Origin of the sequence: Streptomyces nigra (genome assembly GCF_003074055.1) — a bacterium.
GTDB lineage: Bacteria > Actinomycetota > Actinomycetes > Streptomycetales > Streptomycetaceae > Streptomyces > Streptomyces nigra.
On record NZ_CP029043.1, the window covers coordinates 4,816,248 to 4,831,958 of the forward strand.

The 15,711-nt window shown below is 72.0% G+C and carries 15 protein-coding genes and 1 pseudogene; 8 read left to right on the forward strand and 8 right to left on the reverse strand.

Annotated features, from left to right (window positions below; translation table 11 throughout):
* Positions 1-14: 14 nt before the first annotated feature.
* Positions 15-1,052, reverse strand: a complete 1,038-nt coding sequence (glpX, locus tag DC008_RS22455) for a class II fructose-bisphosphatase (protein WP_055621801.1) — start codon at positions 1,050-1,052, stop codon at positions 15-17.
* Between the two features lie 126 nt (positions 1,053-1,178).
* Here glpX and DC008_RS22460 point away from each other — a divergent pair, with 126 nt between their 5' ends.
* Positions 1,179-1,700 (forward strand): DUF4245 domain-containing protein, encoded by a 522-nt coding sequence (locus DC008_RS22460; RefSeq protein WP_164492344.1) that lies wholly within the window; start codon positions 1,179-1,181, stop codon positions 1,698-1,700.
* Positions 1,701-1,787: 87 nt separating this feature from the next.
* Here the strand turns inward: DC008_RS22460 and DC008_RS22465 are convergent, their stop codons facing one another.
* The 3 genes from DC008_RS22465 to xseA form a co-directional block, all read right to left on the reverse strand.
* Positions 1,788-2,378 carry a malonic semialdehyde reductase gene (locus tag DC008_RS22465; protein ID WP_108708496.1) on the reverse strand — a complete coding sequence of 197 codons (591 nt, stop codon included), beginning with the start codon at positions 2,376-2,378 and terminating at the stop codon, positions 1,788-1,790.
* A 163-nt stretch (positions 2,379-2,541) separates the two neighbouring features.
* Positions 2,542-2,784, reverse strand: coding sequence for an exodeoxyribonuclease VII small subunit (locus DC008_RS22470; RefSeq protein ID WP_055621928.1), 243 nt, complete (start codon positions 2,782-2,784; stop codon positions 2,542-2,544).
* Between the two features lie 10 nt (positions 2,785-2,794).
* A complete protein-coding gene (xseA, locus tag DC008_RS22475; protein ID WP_108708497.1) occupies positions 2,795-4,015 on the reverse strand; it encodes an exodeoxyribonuclease VII large subunit in 1,221 nt (406 codons plus the stop codon).
* 141 nt (positions 4,016-4,156) lie between these two features.
* Between xseA and DC008_RS22480 the strand changes: the two genes are divergently transcribed.
* Together DC008_RS22480 and ppgK are read left to right on the forward strand one after the other, a co-directional pair.
* Positions 4,157-5,170, forward strand: a complete 1,014-nt coding sequence (locus tag DC008_RS22480; RefSeq protein WP_108708498.1) for a 4-hydroxy-3-methylbut-2-enyl diphosphate reductase — start codon at positions 4,157-4,159, stop codon at positions 5,168-5,170.
* Between the two features lie 29 nt (positions 5,171-5,199).
* Entirely contained in the window at positions 5,200-5,955 is a 756-nt protein-coding gene (gene ppgK, locus DC008_RS22485; protein ID WP_108708499.1) for a polyphosphate--glucose phosphotransferase, read from the forward strand.
* Between the two features lie 8 nt (positions 5,956-5,963).
* Here the strand turns inward: ppgK and DC008_RS22490 are convergent, their stop codons facing one another.
* Positions 5,964-6,386, reverse strand: a complete 423-nt coding sequence (locus DC008_RS22490; protein ID WP_382109974.1) for a DUF6542 domain-containing protein — start codon at positions 6,384-6,386, stop codon at positions 5,964-5,966.
* Positions 6,387-6,968: 582 nt separating this feature from the next.
* Here DC008_RS22490 and ychF point away from each other — a divergent pair.
* A complete protein-coding gene (gene ychF / locus DC008_RS22495; protein WP_108708500.1) occupies positions 6,969-8,057 on the forward strand; it encodes a redox-regulated ATPase YchF in 1,089 nt (362 codons plus the stop codon).
* 57 nt (positions 8,058-8,114) lie between these two features.
* Here the strand turns inward: ychF and DC008_RS22500 are convergent, their stop codons facing one another.
* Positions 8,115-8,747: a DUF6000 family protein gene (locus DC008_RS22500; RefSeq protein ID WP_208645953.1), complete on the reverse strand. Its 633-nt coding sequence runs from the start codon at positions 8,745-8,747 to the stop codon at positions 8,115-8,117.
* A 3-nt stretch (positions 8,748-8,750) separates the two neighbouring features.
* Positions 8,751-9,122 (reverse strand): CPCC family cysteine-rich protein, encoded by a 372-nt coding sequence (locus DC008_RS36040; RefSeq protein ID WP_108708501.1) that lies wholly within the window; start codon positions 9,120-9,122, stop codon positions 8,751-8,753.
* A 298-nt stretch (positions 9,123-9,420) separates the two neighbouring features.
* Between DC008_RS36040 and DC008_RS22510 the strand changes: the two are divergent.
* Positions 9,421-11,562: pseudogene (locus tag DC008_RS22510) on the forward strand (DEAD/DEAH box helicase); the annotation flags it as partial.
* Positions 11,563-11,572: 10 nt separating this feature from the next.
* On the opposite strand, the gene DC008_RS22515 reads toward DC008_RS22510, so the two are convergent.
* Positions 11,573-12,484, reverse strand: a complete 912-nt coding sequence (locus DC008_RS22515) for a LysR family transcriptional regulator (protein WP_108708502.1) — start codon at positions 12,482-12,484, stop codon at positions 11,573-11,575.
* Between the two features lie 92 nt (positions 12,485-12,576).
* On the opposite strand from DC008_RS22515, the gene DC008_RS22520 reads away from it, so the two are divergent.
* The 3 genes from DC008_RS22520 to DC008_RS35475 all read left to right on the forward strand — a co-directional run bounded on the left by DC008_RS22520 (position 12,577) and on the right by DC008_RS35475 (position 15,703).
* The gene (locus DC008_RS22520) at positions 12,577-13,407 is read left to right on the forward strand and encodes an SDR family NAD(P)-dependent oxidoreductase (RefSeq protein WP_108708503.1); all 831 of its coding nucleotides are present in this window, start codon (positions 12,577-12,579) and stop codon (positions 13,405-13,407) included.
* A 188-nt stretch (positions 13,408-13,595) separates the two neighbouring features.
* Positions 13,596-15,173: a S8 family peptidase gene (locus DC008_RS22525; RefSeq protein WP_108708504.1), complete on the forward strand. Its 1,578-nt coding sequence runs from the start codon at positions 13,596-13,598 to the stop codon at positions 15,171-15,173.
* Between the two features lie 371 nt (positions 15,174-15,544).
* Complete coding sequence (locus tag DC008_RS35475; RefSeq protein ID WP_164492345.1) at positions 15,545-15,703, forward strand: hypothetical protein; 159 nt, start codon at positions 15,545-15,547, stop codon at positions 15,701-15,703.
* Positions 15,704-15,711: the final 8 nt, after the last annotated feature.

A 15,711-nucleotide genomic window follows, 5' to 3' on the forward strand; every position in this document is an offset into this window, starting at 1 on the left:
GGACCGCTACGCCGTCACTTCGCCCTGTCGAAGTCGATGGCGCTGTAGGCCCGCAGCTTGCTCAGCCGGTGTTCGGAATCGATCCGGCGCACCGTGCCCGACTTCGACCGCATCACGATCGAGTCGGTCGTGGCCGTCTCCGACCGGTAGCGCACACCGCGCAGCAGCTCGCCGTCGGTGATGCCGGTCGCGACGAAGAAGACGTTGTCGCCGGCGACCAGGTCGTCCGTCATGAGCACCCGGTCCAGGTCGTGCCCGGCGTCGATCGCCCGCTGCCGCTCCTCGTCGTCCTTGGGCCACAGCTTGCCCTGGATGGTGCCGCCGAGGCACTTCACCGCGCAGGCCGAGATGATGCCCTCGGGGGTGCCGCCGATGCCGAGCAGCATGTCGACGCCGGTGCCCTCGCGGAGCGCGTAGATGGAGCCGGCGACATCGCCGTCGGAGATCAGCTTGATCCGCGCGCCGGCGTCCCGGATCTCCTTGATGATGCCCTCGTGCCGGGGGCGGTCGAGGATGACGACGGTGACGTCCTCGACGGTGGCCCGCTTGGCCTTGGCGACCCGGCGGATGTTGACCCCGACGGGCGCGTCGATGTCGACGAAGTCGGCGGCCTCGGGCCCGGTGACGAGCTTGTCCATGTAGAAGACGGCCGACGGGTCGAACATGGAGCCCCGGTCGGCCGCGGCCAGCACGGAGATCGCGTTGGGCATGCCCTTGGCGGTGAGCGTGGTGCCGTCGATCGGGTCGACGGCGATGTCGCACTCCGGGCCCGTCCCGTCGCCGACCCGCTCTCCGTTGAAGAGCATGGGCGCCTCGTCCTTCTCGCCCTCACCGATGACGACGACGCCGTTCATCGACACGGTGTGGACGAGGGTCCGCATGGCGCGCACCGCGGCACCGTCGGCGCCGTTCTTCTCGCCGCGACCGACCCAGCGGCCCGCCGCCATCGCGGCCGCCTCGGTCACACGGACCAGTTCCAGGGCAAGGTTGCGGTCGGGGGCTTCGCTCGGTACCTCGAGTTCGGACGGCAGATGATGATGATTCTCGGTCATCGGAGCGCACCTTTCTGATACGACGACGGCCGGATGAGGGTGACCGGCTCGACTCTATCCCCGGGTGAACAGAATGAGCAGGGGGCCCCACGGATGAGCGGCCAGGGCACCTGCGACGATAGAGGCGTGGCTGGTTCGAAGGTTAAGCAGAAGTCGGTCCGCAACATGGTTCTCTCCCTCGGGGTGACCGTGCTCGCGGCGGGAGTCGTCTATCTCTTCGTGCCGCACGACGACGGCACGCCCGACCTCCCGCGGGTCGACTACCGCGTCGAACTGCTCACCGCCCGCCGGGCGGCGTCCTATCCGGTGGTGGCGCCCCAGGGGCTGCCCGACACCTGGAAGCCGACCTCCGTCCGCTTCCGGGCCGACCAGTTCGACGCCTGGCATCTCGGCTATCACACCCCGGACGGCGGCTATGTGCAGGTCCAGCAGTCGACGGAGAAGCCGGCCGAGTTCATCGAGCAGGCCACCCAGGGCGCGGGCAGGACGGACGTCGCCGAGCGGATCGGTGAGCGCACCTGGACCCGCTGGACCGGTGGCCGCTACGACGCCCTGGTCTCCCAGGAGGACGGCGCGACGACCGTGGTCGCCGGGACCGGCTCCTTCGGCGAGCTGACCCGGATGGCGAAGGCCCTGCGGGCCGAGTGACCCCCTGAGCACGGCGAAGGCCCCCGGCGAGTGCTGCCGGGGGCCTTCGTCATGGGCGGGCGGACACGGCCTGGGCCGCGCGCCGGATCAGACCGTGGTGACGACCTGCTCGTACGCCAGGCGCGGGGAGCGCGGGTACCAGGCGTCCGGGCCGGGGCGGCCGATGTTGACGACCATCAGCGGGGTGTGGTCGCCGTCCAGGAACTCCTTGCGGACGCCCTCGAAGTCGAAGCCGGTCATCGGGCCGGCGGCCAGCCCGGCGGCGCGGACGCCGACGATGAAGTAGGCGGCCTGGAGGGCGCCGTTCAGCGCGGCGCTGTTCTCGCGGACCACGCGGTCGCCGAAGACGGCGTCCTTGGCCTGCGGGAAGTGCGGGAAGAGGGCCGGCAGCTCCTCGTGGAACTCGTTGTCCGCGGAGAGGATCGCGACCAGCGGGGCGGTGGCGGTCTTCTGCCGGTTGCCCTCGGCCATGTGCTGCACCAGGCGCTCACGGGCCTCGGCGGAGCGGACCAGCGTGACCCGCAGCGGGGACTGGTTCATGGAGGTCGGGCCGTACTTGACCAGGTCGTAGACCGCCTGCACCTGCTCGTCGGTCACCGGCTCGTCGGTGAAGGTGTTGGCGGTGCGGGCCTCACGGAACAGCAGGTCCTGGGCGGCGGGGTCGAGGACGAGAGACATGCGGAACCTTCTCGGTGGTGCGTCGTCGGGGGCGCCGCACGGGGACCGCACGGCACGCGTAAACGGACCGTGGACCGCTTACGTGAGCGACAGTACGCGAGACAAGTTCAATGTTCAACTAAGGCCCTCTGGTGAGTCGCCTCACAGCCCCCGAGCGGGCGGCTCAGTCGTCGTCGCCGGTCTCCTCCGGCCCGTCCCCGGCCTCCTCCTCGGCGAGGGCCGCGTCCAGGCGCGCCCGCGCCCCGTCCAGCCAGCGCCGGCACACCTTCGCCAGCTCCTCGCCGCGCTCCCAGAGCGCGAGCGACTCCTCCAGCGTCGTGCCGCCCGCCTCCAGCCGCCGTACGACCTCGATCAGCTCGTCCCGGGCCTGCTCGTACCCGAGGGCCTCTTCCACCTTGCCGGTCATGCCGCCCACCCTATGCATCGTTTCCTGCGTCGACTCGTACGGAGAACTCGCCCTCGGCGACCCGGGCGCGCAGCACCTCGGCCGCCGTCACCTCGCCGGGATCGCGCACCACATGCCCGTCCTCCCGCTGCAGCACGGCGTACCCCCGCCTCAGGGTCGCCGCCGGGGAGAGGGCCACCACGCGCGCGTGCGTGTGCGTCAACTCGGACGCGGCCCGGTCCAGGTGATGCCCCAGGCAGCGGCGGCCGCGGTCGAGGAGCGAGGCCACATGGTCGGCCCGCTCGTCGATCATCCGGTGCGGATCCTCTATCGAGGGGCGCGCGAGAGCGTGCGCGAGCCCCCGCTCCTCGCGCTCGACGTACGCCTCCACGCACCGCCGGGCCCGGTCCCGCAGCATCCGCACCCGCTCGTACTCCTCGCCCACGTCCGGGACGACCTTCTTGGCGGCGTCGGTCGGGGTGGAGGCACGCAGATCGGCGACCAGGTCCAGCAGCGGATTGTCCGGCTCGTGCCCGATCGCGGACACCACCGGCGTACGGCAGGCAGCCACCGCCCGCACCAGCTGCTCGTCGGAGAACGGCAGCAGGTCCTCCACGCTGCCACCACCCCGCGCGACGATGATCACGTCCACGTCGTCGAGCGCGTCCAGCTCCTTGACCGCCTGCACCACCTGCGGCACCGCGTGGACACCCTGCACGGCGACATTGCGCACCTCGAAGCGGACGGCGGGCCAGCGGTGCCGCGCGTTCTCCAGGACGTCCCGCTCGGCGGCGGACGCCCGCCCGCACACCAGGCCGACGAGCTGCGGCAGGAACGGCAGCGCCGTCTTGCGCTCCGGAGCGAACAAACCCTCCGCGGCCAGGGACTTCTTCAGCATCTCCAGGCGGGCCAGCAGCTCCCCGACCCCGACCGGCTTGATCTCGGTCGCCCGCAGCGAGAGCTGCCCGCGCGGCGCGTACCACTCGGGCTTGGCCAGCACCACGACCCGCGCGCCCTCGCTCACCACGTCCGACACCGCGTCGAACACCTGCCGGTAGCAGGTCACGCTCACCGAGATGTCGTACGACGGGTCGCGCAGCGTCAGGAACACCACGCCCGCGCCGGGCCGCCGCGACAGCTGGGTGATCTGCCCCTCCACCCACACCGCGCCGAGCCGGTCGATCCACCCCCCGATGAGCCGGGACACCTCACCGACGGGCAACGGGGACTCGGGCGACGTGTTCACAGCCATGCCGCGAGCGTAACGGCCGCCACCGACAACACCGCCCGTCCGTGCGGCGAGGGCGTGGACGGGCGCCCCGCGCGCCGTCCCCCGCCCCGCGCACCGCCCCACACCCCGGGCGATCTTCGGGGCGGGCGGCGCACCCTTACGATGGGACGCATGACTGCTTCGCCTGGCCGCCGTGTCCTGCTCGCCGCCCCCCGTGGCTACTGCGCGGGTGTGGACCGCGCCGTGATCGCCGTCGAGAAAGCCCTCGAGCAGTACGGCGCTCCCGTCTACGTCCGGCACGAGATCGTCCACAACAAGTACGTCGTGCAGACCCTGGAGAAGAAGGGCGCCGTCTTCGTCGAGCGCACGGAGGAGGTGCCGCCGGGCAACATCGTGATGTTCTCGGCCCACGGCGTCGCCCCCGTCGTCCACGAGGAGGCCGCGCGCGGCAAGCTGGCCACCATCGACGCGACCTGCCCGCTGGTCACCAAGGTCCACAAGGAAGCGGTCCGCTTCGCCAACGAGGACTACGACATCCTCCTCATCGGGCACGAGGGCCACGAAGAGGTCATCGGCACGTCCGGCGAGGCCCCCGAGCACATCCAGCTCGTCGACGGCCCCGGCGACGTCGCCAAGGTCGAGGTCCGCGACGAGTCCAAGGTCGTCTGGCTCTCCCAGACCACGCTCTCCGTGGACGAGACCATGGAGACCGTCGACGCCCTCAAGGAGAAGTTCCCCCAGCTCATCTCGCCGCCCAGCGACGACATCTGCTACGCCACGCAGAACCGCCAGCTCGCCGTGAAGCAGATGGGCGCCGAGGCCGACCTGGTCATCGTCGTCGGCTCGCGCAACTCCTCCAACTCCAAGCGGCTGGTGGAGGTCGCCAAGCTGGCGGGCGCCCGCGACGCGTACCTCGTGGACTTCGCCGACGAGATCGAGGAGGCCTGGCTGGAGGGCGTCACGACGGTCGGCGTGACCTCGGGCGCCTCGGTGCCGGAGGTCCTGGTCGAGCAGGTCCTGGAGTGGCTGTCGCAGCGCGGCTTCGAGGACGTCGAGATCGTCAAGGCGGCCGAGGAGTCCATCACCTTCTCGCTGCCCAAGGAGCTCCGCCGCGACCTGCGCGAGGAGGCGGCCACGCTCATCGCCGAGCGCACCGCCACCGCGACCGGTGAGTGACCGTCAGACGTCCGTCGTACCGTAGGGCCATGCAGATCTTCGGCTTGGACATCGGCGGATCCGGGATCAAGGGCGCCCCGGTGGACCTCGACAAGGGCGACCTCGCCCAGGAGCGCCACAAGGTGCTCACCCCGCACCCGGCGACCCCCGACTCGGTCGCCGACGGTGTGCGCCAGGTAGTCGAGCACTTCGGCTGGACCGGCCCGGTCGGCCTCACCTTCCCCGGTGTGGTGACCGACGGCTCCACGATCCGCACCGCCGCGAACGTCGACAAGAGCTGGATCGACACCGACGCGCGCGCGTTGTTCGGCGAGCGCCTCGGCGGACTGCCGGTGACCGTGGTCAACGACGCGGACGCCGCCGGAGTCGCCGAGATGCACTTCGGCGCGGGCCGCGGCCGCAAGGGCACGGTGTTCCTGCTCACCTTCGGCACGGGCATCGGCAGCGCCCTGTTCCTCGACGGCCGCCTGGTCCCCAACACCGAGCTCGGCCACCTCGAACTGAACGGCCACGACGCGGAGAAGCACGCCTCCAGCAAGGCCAAGGAGGACGAGGACCTGACGTGGGAGCACTGGGCCCGCCGGGTCCAGAAGTACCTCGCGCACGTGGAGATGCTGTTCTCGCCCGAGCTGTTCATCATCGGCGGCGGCGTGAGCCGCAAGGCGCACAAGTTCCTGCCCCACATCCAGGGCATCCGCGCGGAGATCGTCCCGGCCCAGCTGCAGAACAACGCGGGGATCGTGGGCGCGGCGATGCACGCGGCGGAGACGGACATCGGCGGGTAGGGCGGCCCTCAGACCCCGGGGTGCCCGGGGTGGCGGGCGGCGTTTCGGCGGGCCACCAGCCGGACCCGGCGGACCAGGACGACCACACCGGCGAGCAGCGTCCCGCCGTACAGCCATCCGGCCTCGGTCGCGAGGGCGGTCACCAGCCCCATCAGGTGACCGCCGAAGCCCCCGCCATGGTCGGCGGCCGCGGGCAGCAGCCCCAGCGCGAACGCGTTCGGCAGGACCACGGGGGCGGTCAGCAGATCGCCCTCGCGCACCCAGAGCGCGGTCAGCACGCACACCGGCAGGAACGCGACGCTGTAGAGACCGAGCGAGCCGGACACCGCCGCGTCGAGAAAGCCGAGCAGCAGCATCGCGGCGCCGCAGAACAGCCCGCTGCCGAGTCCGGTCAGCCGGGGGTTGGGAAACCGCCGGGCCTGCGCTGCCACAGGGGCCGGACCGGGCCGCCGTAGGGCCCCTGCCGGGCGGGAGGGGACGGGCCGCCGCTGGGCGACGGGCCGCGTGGCCGGACCCGGCCGCACGGGAGCGTCCCTCCGCAGGGGCCGCCGCTCCCGGGCGGACCGGGACAGCCCCTGGGGCGACTGTGCGGACCGCGAGGCCGGCCAGGCGGACCTCCGCCCGGTCCCGCCACCGTCCCCGCTGCCGCCACCCCGCTCACCGCCGCCGGGCATGAGCCCGCCCTCGCCGCGCCTCGTACGGCCCTCGCCCCGCCGTTCCACCGTCTCCCCGTCCGCCTCGACATCCGCAAACCGCTCGCGCGGCGCGTACCCGCCCTCACCCCACGTGGAACCGAGTGTCTCGTGGCATTCCGTACCCGGCGGGTCGCGCGCCGTGCCGCTCCACCGGACCAACCTAGGCCGGGGCACGGGGTGCGGCGGGCGACGGACACGCCCGGGGGCGCACCTTGGCCAGGTGTTCGACGGCACGCGGGAGGCGGGCCCGGCACGCCGTAGACTGGTGGATCGGCCAAGCCCCCCAGTCCTCACCTCTCACGTACGGGAAGTCGCAACGTGTCGCTCACGATCGGAATCGTCGGTCTGCCGAATGTCGGCAAGTCGACCCTGTTCAACGCCCTGACCAAGAACGACGTGCTGGCGGCCAACTACCCGTTCGCCACGATCGAGCCCAACGTCGGTGTGGTCGGCGTCCCCGACGCGCGTCTGACGAAGCTGGCCGAGATCTTCGGTTCCCAGCGGATCCTTCCGGCGACCGTCGACTTCGTCGACATCGCGGGCATCGTGCGCGGCGCCTCCGAGGGCGAGGGCCTGGGCAACAAGTTCCTGGCGAACATCCGTGAGTCGGACGCGATCTGCCAGGTCATCCGCGCCTTCAAGGACGAGAACGTCGTCCACGTCGACGGCAAGGTCTCGCCGAAGGACGACATCGAGACGATCAACACCGAGCTGATCCTCGCCGACCTCCAGACCATCGAGAAGGTCCTGCCGCGCCTGCAGAAGGAGTCGCGGATCAAGAAGGACATCGCGCCGAAGGTGAAGGCCGTCGAGGAGGCCAAGGAGATCCTGGAGAAGGGCGACACCCTGTTCTCCGCGGGAATCGTCCAGGGCTCCGGCAACGAGGAGCTGCTGCACGACCTGCACCTCCTGACCACCAAGCCCTTCCTCTACGTCTTCAACGTCGACGAGGACGAGCTGGTCGACGACGACTTCAAGGCCGAGCAGCGCGCCCTGGTCGCCCCCGCCGAGGCGATCTTCCTCAACGCCAAGCTGGAGGCGGACCTCGCCGAGCTGGACGAGGAGGACGCCATGGAGCTCCTGGCGTCGGTCGGCGCCGAGGAGCCCGGCCTGGCCACGCTGGCCCGCGTGGGCTTCAACACCCTCGGCCTGCAGACCTACCTGACGGCCGGCCCCAAGGAGTCCCGCGCCTGGACCATCAAGAAGGGCGCCACCGCCCCCGAGGCCGCCGGAGTCATCCACACCGACTTCCAGAAGGGCTTCATCAAGGCGGAGGTCATCTCCTTCGAGGACCTGGTCGAGACCGGCTCGGTCGCCGAGTCCCGCGCCAAGGGCAAGGCCCGCATGGAGGGCAAGGACTACATCATGCAGGACGGCGACGTGGTGGAGTTCCGCTTCAACGTCTGATACGCCCGGCAGAAGGCCGTCCGACCCGCGATGCGGCGGGTCGGGCGGCCTTTGTGGTCACCGGCGTCGCCAGCCGTTGGCGAAGTCGCACTGGAGGTCTGTCGAGCGGCGCCGTTCGACGGGAGTGTAGGCGGGGTGACCGCGGAGGTGGGGCAGGGCGTCGACCCACTGGTCCCAGAGACCGTCGGGCCGGGTGAAGCGGTCGGCGTGGTGGGTGCCGAGGTGGGCGTCCAGGCGGAGGAGGGCGCCCAGGGCTGCGTGCTGGTCGTAGCGGAGGTCGGTGCGCGGGAGGTAGTGGTCGAGGTAGGCGGCGAGGATCTCGGCGTCCGCGTGGGTGCCGAAGCGGGCCAGGGCGAAGCAGTAGGCGCCACCCGAGAAGCCGACCTCGCTGGCCAGGAGCAGGTCGCCGATGCGTTCGCGGAACCGGTCGCGGCGGTCGACGCCGATCAGCCATGCGGCGGTGAGGCGCGAACGCCACTCGTAGCCGAGGAGGGCCTCCAACTCCGCGTCGGTGATCGTGGCCGCGTCGTCGATGAGGTGACGGGCGAAGCTTTCGCCGTGAGGCCATTCGGGCCGTAGGAATCGACCACTCCTCAGGACGAGGTAGCGTGCTCGGCCCGAGTCGTTCCTTGCCGCGTAGCGCTCGATCACATGGCCGTAGCCGACTTCCTCGGGGTGTTGGAACGGCATCGGTCACCTCTCCGGGTGCAGGTCGCTGCGGTCGATCCAGGCGGGGGCGACGAAGATGCCGTCGCCGGCGGGGGCTTCTGAGGCTTCCAGCAGGGACCAGGTGCGGGACTCCTCGACCAGGTGTTCCCAGGGCGCGGTCCAGTCGAGTTCCCAGCCCAGGCCGGGGCCGGGGACGCAGTAGGCGCGGCCGGTGTCCACTCGCCAGTTGCGCTGGGCATCGATGAGGGAGACCTGGTTCGCGCCGCCGGCAATGGTCGGCCAGCGGAACTGGACCCCGTCGTCCTCCCAGAAGCAGACGGGGCAGATCTCGTACGAGCCGGGCATCGCGTCCAGCACGCGGTGCCCGCAGCAGGGGCAGGGGTAGGAGTCGCTCACCTGCGCAGTCTCCTTGCAGGCCCAGCCGGTGTGCCAGGCATTTCGCCGCCTCGGAGCCGCCGGCCAGTCCGCAGGACACCCGTGACGGCCGTCGGGAGCCACCGCATGCTGACGAGGAAAGTCCAGGTCAGGGCCCTGTTTGGGGCTCCGCGGCAGTCAGGGCCTGGTGCGACGGTAGTGACTCGGCGCAGGTCCGAGCGCGGGATCGTGTGGCGTCGGTGGACCGGGCTCGGAGCTGCCCCCTCCCAGTGGCAGGATGCGAGGACGCGTCGGGAGGGGTCGGGAGGGCGGGGGCGGCATGGGGCGCAGTGAGCGGGAAGCGGTTGCCGGGGGGCGGCGGCTGTACGAGGCCGTGCAGGGGGTGGCCGGCGACCACGCGCGGGCCGTCGCCGCCGTGCGCGCGGCGCTGGAGCCGATCCACGACGAGCTCGTACGGCATGAGCTGGACGCGATCCCGGTCGCCCGGCTGAAGGACCTCACCGAGGGCCGGCTGCGGCTCGGCGAGGTGGAGAAGGGCGGGTTCCGGACGGTCGGGCAGGTGCTCGACGCCGGGGCGTACCGGCTGCGTCAGCTGCCCGGCGTGGGGCAGCAGACCGCCGATCAGACGGTGGCCGCCGCGCGACGGATCGCCGACGCCGTACGGGACACCGTGGCCGTGCACATCGACGTGGACCGGCCGGAGCCGCGGACCACCGCGCTGGTCGCGGCCCTGCATGTGCTGGTGGAGGCGGGGCCCGAGGCGCGCCGGGCCGTGGAGACGGCCGCCGGGCTGGAGAAGCGGCTCGGTCCGCTGCTGGCCGAGGCGGCCCCCGCGGCCGGGCGGCTGCGGATGCTGTTCGCCGGGCGGGTCGGCCGGGAGCGGGCGGTCGCGGCCGTGGCGGAGGTCCGCGCGCTGACCGAGCGGGCGCGTGAGGACGGTGTGCCGGAGCTGCTGGCGCAGGCCTCGGTGGACCTGTTGCGCCGCCCCGAGTCCGACCTGGCCGCCCTGGTCGACTTCGAGCTGCGCTCCGCCGAGTACTACAGCCTGCTCGCCGAGGTCACGGGCCGCGCCCCCGACCCGGCCGCCGCCGAGGGCTTCCTGCCGGACGAGGTGGCCGACCGGGTGCGGGAGCAGTCGCTGGACGACACCCACCGCCGGGTGTCGCTGCGCGGCTACCAGGCGTTCGGCACCCGGTTCGCCCTCGCCCAGCGCCGGGTGATCCTCGGCGACGAGATGGGGCTCGGCAAGACGATCCAGGCCATCGCCGCGCTGGCGCACCTGGCCGCCCGGGGCGAGACCCACTTCCTGGTGGTCTGCCCGGCCAGCGTGCTCATCAACTGGACCCGGGAGATCGAGAAGCGCAGCACGCTGCGGGTCACCCCGGTGCACGGCCCGGACCGGCAGGACGCGTTCACCGACTGGAAGGAGCGGGGCGGCGTCGCCGTCACCACCTTCGACGCCCTGCGCGGCTTCCCCGCGCCCGGCAACGGTGAGATCGGCCTGCTCGTCGTCGACGAGGCGCACTACGTCAAGAACCCGAACACGCGCCGCGCGGGCGCCGTCTCCGCCTGGGCGGGCACCTGCGACCGCGTGCTGTTCCTGACCGGCACACCCATGGAGAACCGGGTGGAGGAGTTCCGCAGCCTCGTACGGATCCTGCAGCCGGACCTCGCCGAGCGCGTGGACGAACACGACGGCGTCGCGGGCTCGAAGGCGTTCCGCAAGGCGGTCGCGCCGGTCTATCTGCGCCGCAACCAGCAGGACGTCCTCACCGAGCTCCCCGCGCTGCAGCACACCGACGAGTGGGAGGAACCCAGCGCCCAGGACGAGGAGGCGTACCGGGAGGCCGTGCGGGCGGGCAACTTCATGGCCATGCGCAGGGCGGCCTACGCGCGGCCGGCCGCGTCCGCGAAGCTGGACCGGCTGCGGGAGATCGCCGCGGAGGCCGCCGAGAACGGGCTCAAGGTCGTGGTGTTCTCCGCGTTCCGAGACGTGCTCGGCACGGTGCATGAAGCACTCGGGAAGAGCGACGAGGGGCATGTGTTCGGGCCGCTCACCGGAAGTGTGCCGCCCGCGCGCCGGCAGCGGCTCGTCGACGACTTCGCCGCCGCGCCCGGCCACGCGGTGCTGCTCGCGCAGATCGAGGCCGGGGGAGTGGGCCTGAACATGCAGGCCGCGTCCGTGGTCATCCTGTGCGAGCCGCAGCTGAAGCCGACCGTCGAGCACCAGGCGGTCGCCCGCGCCCACCGTATGGGCCAGGTCCGCTCGGTGCAGGTGCACCGCCTGCTGTGCACGGGCGGCGTGGACGAGCGCCTGGTGCGGCTCCTGGAGAACAAGTCCCGCCTCTTCGACGCCTACGCCCGCCGCAGCGCGGTCGCCGAGTCGACCCCGGACGCGGTGGACGTCTCCGACCTGGGTCTGGCCCGCCGTATCGTCGAGGAGGAACAGGCCCGTCTGGGTGCGGAGCCGGTCAGCCTTGCCCCCTCACCTCCGCGCACGCCCGCGCGTACGCCCGCACCGACGGGCGCTCCGCGTCCGTGCGGCGCCAGGCCAGGGCGTAGCGGGCCGGGGAGAGGCCCCGGACCGGGCGGGTCACCACACCGCCGAGGGTGATCAGGGGCGCGTTGCCCGAGGCCAGCAGGCAGACGCCGAGGCCGGCGACCAGGGCCTCGTAGGTCTCCTCGGTGCTCGCGATCTCGGCGCCGATCCGCGGTGGCCGTCCGCCGCGTTCGTCCAGCGCCAGCCAGTGGTCGCGCAGCGGCCCGGCGCTCTTCGGCAGAGCGAGGAACGGCTCGTCGGCGAGGTCGGCGAAGTCCACCTCGGGCCGGTCGGCCAGCGGGTGTGTCTCGGGCAGGGCCACCAGCCGGGGCTCCTCGGCGACCACCGTCCAGCCGTAGTGGCCGGCGTCGGGCAGCGGCAGCCAGACGAAGGCGACGTCCGCCTCGCCGTCCGCCAGACCGGCCGTGGGGTCCTCCCAGCTCACCTGCCGCAGCCGGACCGTCACCTCGGGGTGCGCGGCCGTGAACCGCGACCGGATCGCCGGCAGCAGCCCGCCGCGGCCGGGGCTGGTGCTCATGCCCACGACCAGCGTGCCGCGGGCCGCCGCCCGCACCGCGTCCAGCGCCGCCGCCCCCTCCGCCCAGGCGGCCAGCACCCGCCGCGCGTGCGGCAGCAGGGCCGCACCGGCCTCGGTGAGGGCCACCCCGCGCGGCCCTCGGTCCAGCAACTCCACGCCCAACTGCCGCTCCAACGCCCGTACCTGCTTGCTGAGGGCGGGCTGGGAGACGTACAGCCGGGCGGCCGCGTGGGTGAAGTGCAGCTCCTCGGCGACCGTCACGAAGTAGCGCAGGTCCCGTACATGAACGTCCGACGTCATAGCCATCGGTTATCAGCGTGGGTCTTGGACGGGCAAGGCCGTTCCGCAGCAGGCTGAACCCGTGGGCCGACGGGGGCCCCGCGGATCGAGGAGCGGACATGAACAAGGTGTGGCTGATCACCGGGGCGAGCAGCGGTTTCGGACGTGCCCTCGCGGAGCTGGCTCTCGCCGACGGCGATGTGGTGGTCGGCGCGGTACGCCGGCCCGAGGCACTGGACGACCTCGTCGCCGCGTACCCCGACCAGGTGGAGGCGCTACGTCTGGACGTCGCGGAGACGGGCGCCGCCGAGGCGGCCGTGGCGGACGTCGTGGCGCGGCACGGGCGGATCGACGTGCTGGTCAACGCGGCGGGCCGTACGCATGTCGGTGCCTTCGAGGAGACCACGGAGCACGAGCTGCGCGCGCTGTTCGACGTGCATGTCTTCGGCCCCGCCGCCCTGGTGCGGGCCGTGCTGCCGCACATGCGCGAGCGGCGGTCGGGGGCGATCGTGCAGTTCTCCAGCATGGGCGGGCAGATGTCGTTCGCCGGTTTCTCGGCGTACAGCGGGACGAAGTTCGCGCTGGAGGGCATGTCCGAGGCCCTGGCCGACGAGGTCGCGGACTTCGGCATCCGGGTGCTGATCGTGGAGCCGGGCGCCTTCCGCACCTCGCTGTTCGAGACGGACCGGGCCGGGACCAGCCCGGACAGCGGGCTCTACCCGAAGGTGAGCCGGACCCGGGGCTTCGTCGCGGGCGGCGACGGATCGCAGCCCGGTGACCCGGCGAAGGCGGCGGCCCTCATCGTGGCCGCCCTGGAGGCGGAGCGGACCCCGCTGCGGCTGCCGCTCGGGGACGACGGGGTCGGCGCGGTCCTCGGCCACCTCGACCAGGTCCGCGAGGACATCGCCCCTTGGGAGAAGAGCGCCCGCGCGACCGCCTTCGACGACTGACCGTTCCTCCCTGCGTGAGCCGGCCGCCCAATGACTGGCTCACGCAGCACTCTTGTGCAATTCCTGTGGAGGCCTCAATCTTTCGGCTGGCGCACCTGACGCGTCGGAACTTGACATGATCATGACTTCCTTCGTCGTTCTCGTGCCACCCCACGCCGGCGCACCACCGATTGAGGAGGAACCCTCAGATGGCAGTGATGCGTACCCCCCAGCGCACGACCCGCCGAAGACTGGCGCTGCTCAGCACGGCGGCCACCGCGGTTCTCGCCGCGGGCCTCGTCACCGCACTCCCCGCCGCGGCCGCCCCCGAGGGCCGCGTCCAGTACGCGGGCGCGGCGAACGCCGTCGCCGACAGCTACATCGTCACCTTCAAGGCCGACCAGGCCCGTTCGGGCTCGAAGTCCGCGCGCGCCCTCGTCGAGCGCTACGGCGCCGGCATCGAGCGCACCTACCGCAAGGCGCTCAACGGCTACGAGGTCGAGGCCTCCGAGGCGGAGGCCGAGCGGCTCGCCGCCGACCCGGCCGTCGCCTCCGTCGTCCAGAACCGCACGTTCCACGTCGAGGCCACCCAGCCCAGCCCGCCGTCCTGGGGCCTGGACCGCATCGACCAGAAGAACCTGCCGCTCAACAGCTCCTACACCTACCCGGACTCGGCCGGGCAGGGTGTGACGGCGTACGTCATCGACACCGGCGTCCGCATCACGCACAGCGACTTCGGCGGCCGCGCCTCCTACGGCTACGACGCCATCGACAACGACAACACCGCCCAGGACGGGCACGGCCACGGCACACACGTGGCGGGCACGGTCGCCGGATCGTCGTACGGCGTCGCGAAGAAGGCGAAGATCGTCGGCGTCCGCGTGCTGAACAACTCCGGTTCGGGCACGACCGCCCAGGTCGTCGCCGGTATCGACTGGGTCGCGCAGAACGCGGTCAAGCCGGCCGTCGCCAACATGTCCCTCGGCGGCGGCGCCGACTCCGCGCTCGACACGGCCGTCCGCAACGCCATCGCCTCCGGCGTCACCTTCGCCGTGGCCGCCGGCAACGAGTCGACCAACGCCTCCACCCGCTCGCCCGCCCGCGTCGCCGAGGCGATCACGGTCGGCGCGACGACCTCCACCGACGCCAGGGCGAGCTACTCCAACTACGGTTCGTCGCTCGACCTGTTCGCGCCCGGCTCCTCCATCACCTCGGCCTGGAACAGCGGCGACTCGGCGACCAACACCATCTCCGGTACGTCGATGGCCACCCCGCACGTCGCGGGCGCCGCCGCCCTGCACCTCGCCGACAACCCCACGGCCACCCCGGCGCAGGTCGCCTCGGCGCTCACGGCGGCCGCCACGTCGGGCGTCGTCACCAGCCCCGGCTCGGGCTCGCCCAACCGTCTGCTGTACGTGGGCGGCGGCACGACCACCCCGCCCGGGCCGCGCTTCGAGAACGCCGCCGACTTCACCGTCGCCGACAACTCCACCGTGGAGTCCCCGGTGACGGTCTCCGGTGTCTCCGGCAACGCGCCCTCGGCCCTCGCCGTCGAGGTGCACATCGTCCACACCTACATCGGTGACCTGCAGGTCCAGCTGGTCGCCCCCGACGGCACGGCCTACACCCTGAAGGCGTACGGCACCGGCGGCAGCGCCGACAACATCGACACCACGTACACCGTGGACGCCTCTTCCGAAGCGGCCGACGGCACATGGAGACTGAGGGTCAGCGACAACGCCCGACTGGACACCGGGCGGATCGACTCCTGGGCGCTGCAGTTCTAGCCCAGGTCCCCGAGTGACCACCAGCCATTCACGTCCTCGTCCTCGCGGCGGAGTCCGGGTCCCGTGACCCGGCTCCCCGCGGGGACGAGGCGCTATAGAGACAGCGATGACGGATTTCGCACAGTACGACGGCTACAAGCACGACTTCGACTTCCACATCGGGCCCGCCCGAGCGGAGGACTTCCACAGCAAGGCGTTCGGCGACCGCCTTGGGCGGACCTCTCGCGCATCCTGGAAAAACGCTTCGAGGGCGCGACGATCGAACCGGACGCCCCCGACGGACACAGATACCGGTTCGACGACGACCTGAGCGCCCATCTGCACTCGGCCCCCCGGAGCCGGACTCCGGGGTGCTGGACCAGGTGCCCGCCATGCTCACCGTGATCTCACGGTCTTACGAGGTGGCGAGCTCGGAGCCGGCGGAGCGGATGTACGACGGGCTGACCGCGTCGGGCGACCACCTCGTGGTGGTGTTCGCGTACGACGGCATGCCGATCGCCGCCGACTTCGGCATCGGCGACGACTGGTGAACCCGGCC

What these genes read in the sequence shown, in the direction of transcription:
- DC008_RS22465 (WP_108708496.1), bottom strand. Translation starts at nt 2,378, where the DNA reads ATGTCTCTCGTCCTCGACCCCGCCGCCCAGGACCTGCTGTTCCGTGAG.
- glpX (WP_055621801.1), bottom strand. Translation starts at nt 1,052, where the DNA reads ATGACCGAGAATCATCATCATCTGCCGTCCGAACTCGAGGTACCGAGC.
- DC008_RS22525 (WP_108708504.1), top strand. Translation starts at nt 13,596, where the DNA reads ATGGCAGTGATGCGTACCCCCCAGCGCACGACCCGCCGAAGACTGGCG.
- DC008_RS22500 (WP_208645953.1), bottom strand. Translation starts at nt 8,747, where the DNA reads ATGCCGTTCCAACACCCCGAGGAAGTCGGCTACGGCCATGTGATCGAG.
- DC008_RS22470 (WP_055621928.1), bottom strand. Translation starts at nt 2,784, where the DNA reads ATGACCGGCAAGGTGGAAGAGGCCCTCGGGTACGAGCAGGCCCGGGAC.
- xseA (WP_108708497.1), bottom strand. Translation starts at nt 4,015, where the DNA reads ATGGCTGTGAACACGTCGCCCGAGTCCCCGTTGCCCGTCGGTGAGGTG.
- DC008_RS35475 (WP_164492345.1), top strand. Translation starts at nt 15,545, where the DNA reads ATGCTCACCGTGATCTCACGGTCTTACGAGGTGGCGAGCTCGGAGCCG.
- DC008_RS22520 (WP_108708503.1), top strand. Translation starts at nt 12,577, where the DNA reads ATGAACAAGGTGTGGCTGATCACCGGGGCGAGCAGCGGTTTCGGACGT.
- DC008_RS22480 (WP_108708498.1), top strand. Translation starts at nt 4,157, where the DNA reads ATGGGACGCATGACTGCTTCGCCTGGCCGCCGTGTCCTGCTCGCCGCC.
- DC008_RS22515 (WP_108708502.1), bottom strand. Translation starts at nt 12,484, where the DNA reads ATGGCTATGACGTCGGACGTTCATGTACGGGACCTGCGCTACTTCGTG.
- ppgK (WP_108708499.1), top strand. Translation starts at nt 5,200, where the DNA reads ATGCAGATCTTCGGCTTGGACATCGGCGGATCCGGGATCAAGGGCGCC.